Below are 394 nucleotides of genomic sequence, written 5' to 3'. Positions count from 1 at the left end.
GTCGGTGAACATGTACAAGGATGGTTCCGCCGCTGGCTACATTACCTTGCGGTCGGAGGTACCGGGTGGAGCGGTGATCCACTCAGCATCGGGCGGCGCAAATGGTATCAACATCAGTGCTAACTATGTGGCGGTCGAGGGCTTCGAGGTCTACGGGAGCGATTCACACGGCATTGTTGGTGATGGCGTCCACCATGTGAGGATCTCCAATAACGTTTCCCACGACAACGGTGCGTCCGGCGTCGCCTTCGCCGGATCCGACTTCATCACGATCGAAGGGAACGAGACTTACAAAAATGCGAGTTCCGGCTGGTTTTCAGGTATCTCTCTCTACCAGAACCGGAATATCACCGGGGCGCCGGACGATGGCAGCTTCCGCAACATCATCCGGAAC

Annotated in this window: 1 protein-coding gene; it reads left to right on the top strand. The window is 56.9% G+C overall.

Translation table 11 applies throughout. The features are described from left to right. The coding region (locus GR197_RS31755) for a right-handed parallel beta-helix repeat-containing protein (RefSeq protein WP_204330542.1) at window positions 1-394 on the top strand (394 nt) is incomplete at both ends.

This window comes from Rhizobium phaseoli (genome assembly GCF_010668805.1).
Taxonomy (GTDB): domain Bacteria; phylum Pseudomonadota; class Alphaproteobacteria; order Rhizobiales; family Rhizobiaceae; genus Rhizobium; species Rhizobium phaseoli_A.
This window is presented reverse-complemented; position numbering and strand designations above follow the sequence as displayed.